This window comes from Mesorhizobium sp. B2-8-9, assembly GCF_006439475.1.
GTDB lineage: Bacteria > Pseudomonadota > Alphaproteobacteria > Rhizobiales > Rhizobiaceae > Mesorhizobium.
In genome coordinates this window covers 170,718-178,395 of sequence record NZ_VFTQ01000013.1, presented here as the reverse complement: position 1 = coordinate 178,395, position 7,678 = coordinate 170,718, and the positions used below count along the sequence as shown (strand labels likewise).

At 63.6% G+C, this 7,678-nt stretch carries 6 protein-coding genes; 2 read left to right on the top strand and 4 right to left on the bottom strand.

Features of this window, described 5'->3' with window-relative positions:
- On the bottom strand, positions 1-187 hold a 187-nt coding region (locus FJ423_RS17555), incomplete at its 3' end, for a P-II family nitrogen regulator (RefSeq protein ID WP_140843446.1).
- Positions 188-532: 345 nt separating this feature from the next.
- Here FJ423_RS17555 and FJ423_RS17550 point away from each other — a divergent pair.
- Positions 533-2,050 carry an NAD(P)H-hydrate dehydratase gene (locus FJ423_RS17550; protein WP_140843462.1) on the top strand — a complete coding sequence of 506 codons (1,518 nt, stop codon included), beginning with the start codon at positions 533-535 and terminating at the stop codon, positions 2,048-2,050.
- Positions 2,047-4,047 (top strand): hypothetical protein, encoded by a 2,001-nt coding sequence (locus FJ423_RS17545; protein ID WP_140843444.1) that lies wholly within the window; start codon positions 2,047-2,049, stop codon positions 4,045-4,047. The genes FJ423_RS17550 and FJ423_RS17545 overlap by 4 nt, the downstream gene beginning before the upstream one ends.
- 1 nt (position 4,048) lies before the next feature.
- Here the strand turns inward: FJ423_RS17545 and waaF are convergent, their stop codons facing one another.
- From waaF to FJ423_RS17530, 3 genes are read right to left on the bottom strand one after another with little or no spacing between them, the layout of a single operon-like run.
- Complete coding sequence (gene waaF / locus FJ423_RS17540; protein ID WP_140843442.1) at positions 4,049-5,068, bottom strand: lipopolysaccharide heptosyltransferase II; 1,020 nt, start codon at positions 5,066-5,068, stop codon at positions 4,049-4,051.
- A gap of 60 nt (positions 5,069-5,128) precedes the next feature.
- Complete coding sequence (locus FJ423_RS17535) at positions 5,129-6,070, bottom strand: glycosyltransferase (protein ID WP_140843440.1); 942 nt, start codon at positions 6,068-6,070, stop codon at positions 5,129-5,131.
- A 52-nt stretch (positions 6,071-6,122) separates the two neighbouring features.
- Positions 6,123-7,655, bottom strand: a complete 1,533-nt coding sequence (locus FJ423_RS17530) for an acyl-CoA carboxylase subunit beta (RefSeq protein ID WP_140542881.1) — start codon at positions 7,653-7,655, stop codon at positions 6,123-6,125.
- Positions 7,656-7,678: the final 23 nt, after the last annotated feature.

Here is a 7,678-nt window from a genome sequence, read left to right as displayed (position 1 = left end):
CCTCGATCTTCACCTTGGGCAGGAAATCGACGACATATTCGGCGCCGCGATAGAGCTCGGTATGGCCCTTCTGACGACCGAAACCCTTGGCTTCGGTGACGGTGATGCCTTGCAGTCCGGCCTCCTGAAGCGCTTCCTTCACTTCGTCCAGCTTGAATGGCTTGATGATCGCTTCGATCTTTTTCATGTAAAAAGTGGCCTCCACTGCCAAGAAGACGGGTTGTGTGCCCCGCTTGCGCCTTCATCAAGCACGAAGCGTGCCAATCCTGAGGAGCGCAGACGGTGAGGGGCGTTTTCGCGCCCATGCCGCGTCCGGATGCAAATTCGCGTCATCGGCTGCATCGGATGCGTCATGGACGCCCAAACGGTATACATCGCTCCTCCTCGCGCCTGCGCAAAAAATGGGCAGACAGCGCAATTTGCAGGCTGAACCCTCCCGGATGCGACCGCATTTGCAAGACAATGCGCGGTCACTGGTTTGCTTCGAACCGAAAACTGGACAATGCTTGATCGCATGGAGATCGGCAATCCCATGCGCAATGAACTTCTATCGCCGGCCGAAATGGCCGAGGCCGACAGGCTGACAATCGCGGCCGGACCGCTCGACGGCTATCGCTTGATGCTACGCGCCGGCGAGGCGGTCGCGGCCGTCGTGCTGGCGCACTATCCTGGCGCGAAGAAGGTGCATGTGCTGTGCGGTCCCGGCAACAATGGCGGCGACGGCTATGTCGTGGCGCGACTGCTGGCCGAGGCCGGCGTCGATGTGGCCCTGTGGACATCGGGCAAACCGCGGGCAGGCAGCGACGCCGCGCTTGCGGCGGCTGATTGCGCTCTGGAGCGGCACCCGCTTTCTGCCTTCACCGCGGAAGCCGGCTCGCTGGTTGTCGACGCCATCTATGGTGCGGGCCTGTCGAAGCCTCTCGCCGGCGACGCCAAAGACGCGGTCGACGCCGTTACCAGGCTGAACCTGCCGGTTGTCGCGATCGACCTGCCTTCGGGCGTTTCCGGCGAGAGCGGCGAAATCCTCGGCTCGGCATTTCGCGCGGCGCTCACGGTGACCTTTGCGCGAAAAAAGCCTGGGCACCTGCTTCTGCCTGGCCGTGGGCGATGCGGCGAGATCGTGTTGGCCAACATCGGCATTTGTGACGAGATCATCGATTCGGTCGCGCCGCGAGCCTTCGAGAACCGGCCAGGGCTCTGGATCGCGAACTTCCCCGCGCCGGCCGTCGATACGCATAAGTACAAGCGCGGCCATGCAAGCGTCTTTTCGGGCGGACCATCCGCGACGGGTGCGGCGCGCCTCGCAGCGCTTGCGGCCGCAAGAAGCGGGGCAGGGGCCGTCACCGTGCTGTCGCCGGCTAACGCCATGCAGGTCAACGCAGCGCATCTGACCTCGATCATGCTGCGCAAGGTCGACGCGATCGAGGATGTGCATGATCTTATCGGCGATCGCCGGCCGTCCGCCTTCGTTCTCGGCCCCGCCTTCGGCATCGGTGACAAGGCGCGCGATTTCGCGCTCGCCGTGCTCGCCAAAAACCGGCAGGACGGCGGCGTTGAGGGTCTCGTGCTCGACGCCGACGGCATCACCTCTTTCCGCAATGCGGCCTCGACGCTGTTCGAGGCGGCCGCCAGACCGGACGCGCCGGCGTTGATCATGACGCCGCATGAAGGTGAGTTCGGCAGGTTGTTTGCCGACATTGCCGGCAACAAGGCCTTGTCGAAGCTGGCCAAGGCACGCGAAGCCGCGCAACGCGCCAACGCCGTGATCGTCTACAAGGGCGCCGACAGCGTGATCGCCTCGCCGGAGGGCCGCGCCGCGATCAATAGCAATGGCGCCCCATGGCTCGCCACCGCCGGGTCGGGCGACGTGCTGGCGGGCATCATTGCCGGGCTCCTGGCGCAAGGCATGCCGGCCTTCGAAGCGGCTTGCGCCGCGGTCTGGATCCACGCCGAAGCCGGCAGCCGCTTTGGGCCGGGTTTGATTGCGGAAGACCTGCCTTTGGCCATGGTGCCGGTTCTTCGCGAACTGGCGCAGAGCGCTGTCCTATGAAGCGGCTGGGGCTGCTCGTTGCCGTCCTGGCCGCTTTCATTGCCCAGCCGGCGCGCGCCACCGATCATCCGGTTGCCATCATCGACGACCCACGCGTGCTCGCCGCACTAGATGCCGGGGGATATGGCTTCGCCGACCTCTTCGGCGTCGACGGCAGCGACGATCTGAAATCCCTCTATGATGAGGCACCAGCCTATCACGCCATCGTCGACACAGTGGCCGGCGATGTCGCCGCGTTGCGCACGGAGATGAAGGCCGGCGGCCGCTCTCTCTACGAAGTGACCGACGGCAATGTCGGCCGCATCATCGACATGCGCTGGCTGAAGACGAATGCGGCGCGCTTCCGCCTTGTCGGCGTCGTCAACCGGCTCGACCGACGCGATTTCGCAACGCTTGGCAACGAGACGAGCTGCGGCGAGGTGCGGTTCGTTTACCGCCTGGCCTACAGCTTCAAGAAGAACGGCAAGCAACTGGCCTCGCGCCTGCCGTTCAGCTTCAGCGCCATATACCGCGTCGCGCAAGATGCCGACGGCGGCTGTGTGGGCGCCGCTGGCCGCTGGACGCCGCAGCTCGACGAAACGGTCGATGCCGGCTGGCTAACCGGCGGCCCGCTAGAAAAGGCCTCGCTATCCTTCAAGCAGCTCGAGCTCAACGCGCAGGTGGTGCGCTTTCCTTCCGGCCAGGAAACCGAGTTCGGCGGGCAGGCCGCCTACCTGATGCGCATCTTCAGCATCGATGGTTCGAGGGTCGGCGAGAGGCCGCTGGAAAATACACCGGACACGGCCAGGCTTGCGCAGGATGCGGCATTGAAAGCGCGGCTTGCCGACTATGTCCGCGCCAATGCCGCTGCGGTCGATCTCGGCGTCTACGAAATCCCGGATGAGTTCCTCGCCCGAAAAGTCATCTCCTGGTCGACCTTCGGCAGCGCAAGGCAAGCCAATCATCCGTTCACGCCGCTGTTCGACCCAAAGGAGTTCGCCGGGCTCGACTATTCGAAGTTTACCTTGGCGCGCACGCCGGACGCTTTGATCGAGCGGCTCGACAACGGTGCCTGCCAGGGTTGCCATCAGGCGGGCTCGACCGCCGGCTTCCATTTCATCGGTCTCGACGACGCGACGACCTCGCCGCTCAACCGTATCGAAGTCGGCATCTCGCCGCATCTCCACGCCGATATCCCGCGCCGCGAAGCGTGGCTCAAGGCGACGGCCGAAGCCAGGGAGCCCAATCGTTTTCGTCCGCTCTCCTTTGCGCCGCCCGCCGCCTGGAAGGATGCGGGCGAGCCCGCCTATACGCCGGCCGAAACGGCAATGCCATGCCTGATGCCGGATGACGCAAGCCGCTTTGGCGGCACCTGGCAATGCGGCGCCGGCACGGTCTGCACGCCGATCGCCACCGCTTCGGGGGTGAGAACCAAACTGGCGCAATGCCTGCTGCCGAAAGACAGTCCCGCGATGTTTTCCGGCCATCCTTGCCTCACCGGCTCGATCGCCAGCAACGGGACGCAGCCGTTCAACGATCGCTACAAGATCACCGGCCAATTCGCTGCTTTCGCGCCGGCGATCTCGCGCACTGCCTATACCTGCCGGCCGCCGAAGATCGGCGTTCCGGGAGGCTTCGCGTATCGCGCCTGCGATGACAAGGATCGCGCCTTCTCCGCTTTCAAGCCCGGCAAGCCGATGCCGAGCGAGATCTGCGGCTTGGTCGGCGGCAAGAAGTTCGACACCTGCGTGGCCACCAACAATTTCGACCAGTGTCTCGGCGGCTCGGTCAACCGCGGCAACCGCCCAGCCTGCTCGGCTGACCATTTCTGCCGCGAGGATTATATGTGCCAGTCGCTGCCGCCGGACACACCGGGCGCCGCCAGGGTCAAGGGCATCGGCTTCTGCTCGCCGACCTATTTCATCTTCCAGATGCGCATCGACAATCACGCCACGCCTTGGGCGACCACGGCGCGCGCGAGCATGGGCGCGGGTTTCGGGGCGGCAGCCGAGGAATAGGTCAGGTGAATTGCGGCGCGTTTTTTCGGATCGCTGCCGCAAGCGCCTCGCGAACCCTGTCCTCGGATACCGCGCGCGTGTTCTCCACCCAGCCCGGCGTCGAAATCGGCGGCTCGAGAAAGATCACCTGTTCGTTCACCGGACCGTGCATATAGGCTCGGTTCAAACCGTATATGAGCACACAAGGGCCGCCCAGCGCCCCAGCAGCGTGGGAGATGCCGCCGTCGACGCCGAGAAAAATGGTCGAGGCCGCGATCTGGCACATGGCTTCCGCAATATCGGGCGTCGAGGTAAAATCGAGCGCCGCGGGCAAACAAGCCCTGATTTCCGCCGCAGCGTGCCGCTCGCGCGGCCCGCCGATCAGCCAGACCGACCAGCCGCGGGCAACATGGTCGCGCGCGATCGAGACGAAGCGCTCCATCGGCCATGAGCGTTTGTTGGCAAAGTCCGATGTGTAGAGGGCAATCGCCGGCTTTGCAGGGTCGATCCCGTTGCGCCGACGCCAACCGGCAAGCTCTTCGGCGGAAACAACCAGCTGCGGAGCCGGCAATGGTCCGTCCTCGGCAGGCCTTTTGCCGAGACGCGCGATTGCGCAAACCTGGTCTGCCACCCGCGTCTTGCGCGGGCCGAATGCAAGCATCGATTTCAGCCAACCGGCGGGCAGCCGGTTGACGATGCCGAACTGGAACTCGCGCGGATAGCCGATGCGCTCCGGTATTCTGGCCAGCCATGGCACCAGGCAAGCCTTGGTGCTGCTGGTGAGCATATAGGCCGCCTGGTAATTCTCCTCGCGGATTTCGCGTGCCAGACCAGCCCGCTCTTTCAGCCCCGGCTTCCAGTGCTTCTCGGCTATCCAGGCCTTGCGAACATGCGGCATCAGCCGCGCCAGCGGCGCGGCGACCCTTGAAGTGATGATGTCGATCGGCTGCCCCGGGAATCTCTCGGCGATGATCCGGATGGCCGAGTGGCAGCGGATGAAATCACCGATCGCCGGCAGGCAGAAGATCAGGATGGGGCGCAATGCGCGATACTCTTTCGGTCCGGAACGGTCAGCGCTGCTAAGAAACACCTGCGTGATGTCTCATGGAAGCGCTTCGCCATCAAGAATACGGTGGTAGAGCTCGATATAGGCTTTTGCGGCCTTTTGGATCGGGAACCGGTCTGCCGCGGATTCGCGGCATCTTTGCGCCGACAAACCGTCGATTTCACCGAAACCGCGCGCGAACTCCTCATCCGTGTCGAAGAAACGGCCGGTATCGGCATCGACGGTTTCGGGCAGCGCGCCGCGTGCCGTGGTCAAGACCGGCGTGCCGCACAGCATGGATTCGACCGGCGCGTTGCCGAAAGGCTCCTCCCAGGAAATCGGATTCAGAAAGGCCTTGGTCTCGCCCAGCAATCGCACCTTCGGTTCGCCGTCGACCATGCCGTGATAGCGGAAGCGCGGCGACAGGCTCTTGAAGAACACGCCCTCGCGTCGCGTCTTGCTGCGGCCAAGCAGCTTCCAGCGCGAGCCGCCGGCGATATCGAGCTTGAAATCATACTTTTTCGCGAGGTCCACCGCCCGGTTAAGGCCCTTTCCGGCCCGCGCGATGGCCGCCATGAAGAATAGATGGTCGTTCTTCGTCGCTGCCAAGCGATAGGCATCCACCGGAAAGCCATTGTAGACGAAGGTCTTGCGCCCATGCAGCTCGGCATGGCGGGCGCTGATGAAGCTCCAGTTCGGCTGCGGCCGCGGATAATCCGGCAGATGGCCGCGCTCGGTATTGAGCGTCGGAAAAGGAACTTCGACCTTCCAGGCGTGGAGATGGACGATCTCGGTGTCCCTGGGCACAGCCGCGCGGCACTCGTCATTGGTCACTGCGTGGCGGACCTCGCACATCGGATGCGACGATCCCGGGCCGGCGATCAATGTCACCTGATGCCCCATCTTGACCATTTCCGTGGTCAGCCATTCGACCTGCCGCTGGATGCCGCCATAGCCTTTGCACGGAATAAGGCCCTGGGCCGCAAGTGTTATTCGCATTTCGTATCCGCGCTCATGTTAGCGGTTGTCCCTTCGGCTGGCGGGAGGTCTTTCACAAAGGAATGTTGTCGTGCTTCTTCCAGGGGTTCTGCATGTCCTTGTTGCGCAGCATGCGCAGCGCCCGCGCGACGCGGCGCCGGGTCGAGTGGGGCATGATCACCTCGTCGACATAGCCGCGTTCGGCGGCGACGAAGGGCGACAGGAAGCGGTCCTCGTAAGTCTTTGTATGGGCAGCGATTTTCTCCGGATCGCCGATATCCTTGCGATAGATGATCTCGACCGCGCCCCTGGCGCCCATCACCGCGATCTGCGCCGTCGGCCAGGCATAGTTCATGTCGCCGCGCAAATGCTTTGAAGCCATCACGTCATAAGCCCCGCCATAAGCCTTGCGGGTGATGACGGTGATCTTCGGCACGGTCGCCTCGGCATAGGCGAAGAGCAGTTTGGCGCCATGCTTAATTAGCCCGCCATATTCCTGCGCGGTGCCCGGCAGGAAGCCTGGCACGTCGACGAAGGTGACGATGGGAATTGAAAAACAATCGCAGAAGCGCACGAAGCGCGCGGCCTTGCGGCTGGCGTCGGAATCGAGCACGCCGGCCAGCACCATCGGCTGGTTGGCGACGAAACCGACCGTGCGGCCCTCGACGCGGCCGAAGCCGGTGACGATGTTCTTGGCGAAACTCTGCTGGATCTCGAAGAAATCGCCTTCGTCCGCGACCTTCAGGATCAGTTCCTTGATGTCGTAGGGCTTGTTGGCATTGTCGGGGATCAGCCGGTCGAGCGACAGGTCGTGATCCGTCACCGACTGGTAGCACTCTATCTCGGGAATCTCGGCTGTGTTCGACGCTGGCAAAAGATCGACCAGCCGGCGCATTTGCAGCAGCGCCTCGACGTCATTGTCATAGGCGCCATCGGCGATGGAGGATTTGGTGGTGTGCACGCTTGCGCCGCCGAGGCTTTCCGCGGTCACCGTCTCGTTGGTCACGGTCTTCACCACGTCCGGTCCGGTGACGAACATGTAGGAGGTGTCGCGCACCATGAAGATGAAATCGGTCATGGCGGGCGAGTAGACGTCGCCGCCGGCGCAGGGACCCATGATCAGCGAGATTTGCGGGATGACGCCGGATGCCAGCACATTGCGCTGGAATATCTCGGCATAGCCGCCAAGCGCCGCCACGCCCTCCTGGATACGCGCGCCGCCGGCGTCGTAGAGGCCGATGATCGGCGCGCGATTGCGCAGCGCCATCTCCTGGACCTTGATGACCTTTTCGGCATGCGCTTCCGACAGCGAGCCGCCGAACACGGTGAAATCCTTGGCAAAGATATAGACCGGGCGCCCATTGACGGTGCCCCAGCCGGTGACGACGCCATCGCCGGCGATCTTGGTCTTCTCCATGCCGAAATCGGTCGAACGATGCTCGACATACATGTCGAACTCTTCGAACGAGCCCTCGTCGAGGAATATCTCGATACGCTCGCGCGCAGTGAGCTTGCCCTTCTTGTGCTGCGCCTCGATGCGGTCCTTGCCGCCGCCCATGCGGGCAATCTCGCGGCGACGCTCGAGTTCCTTCAGCACGTCTTTCATTGCTAGTCCTCAAAACCAATAGA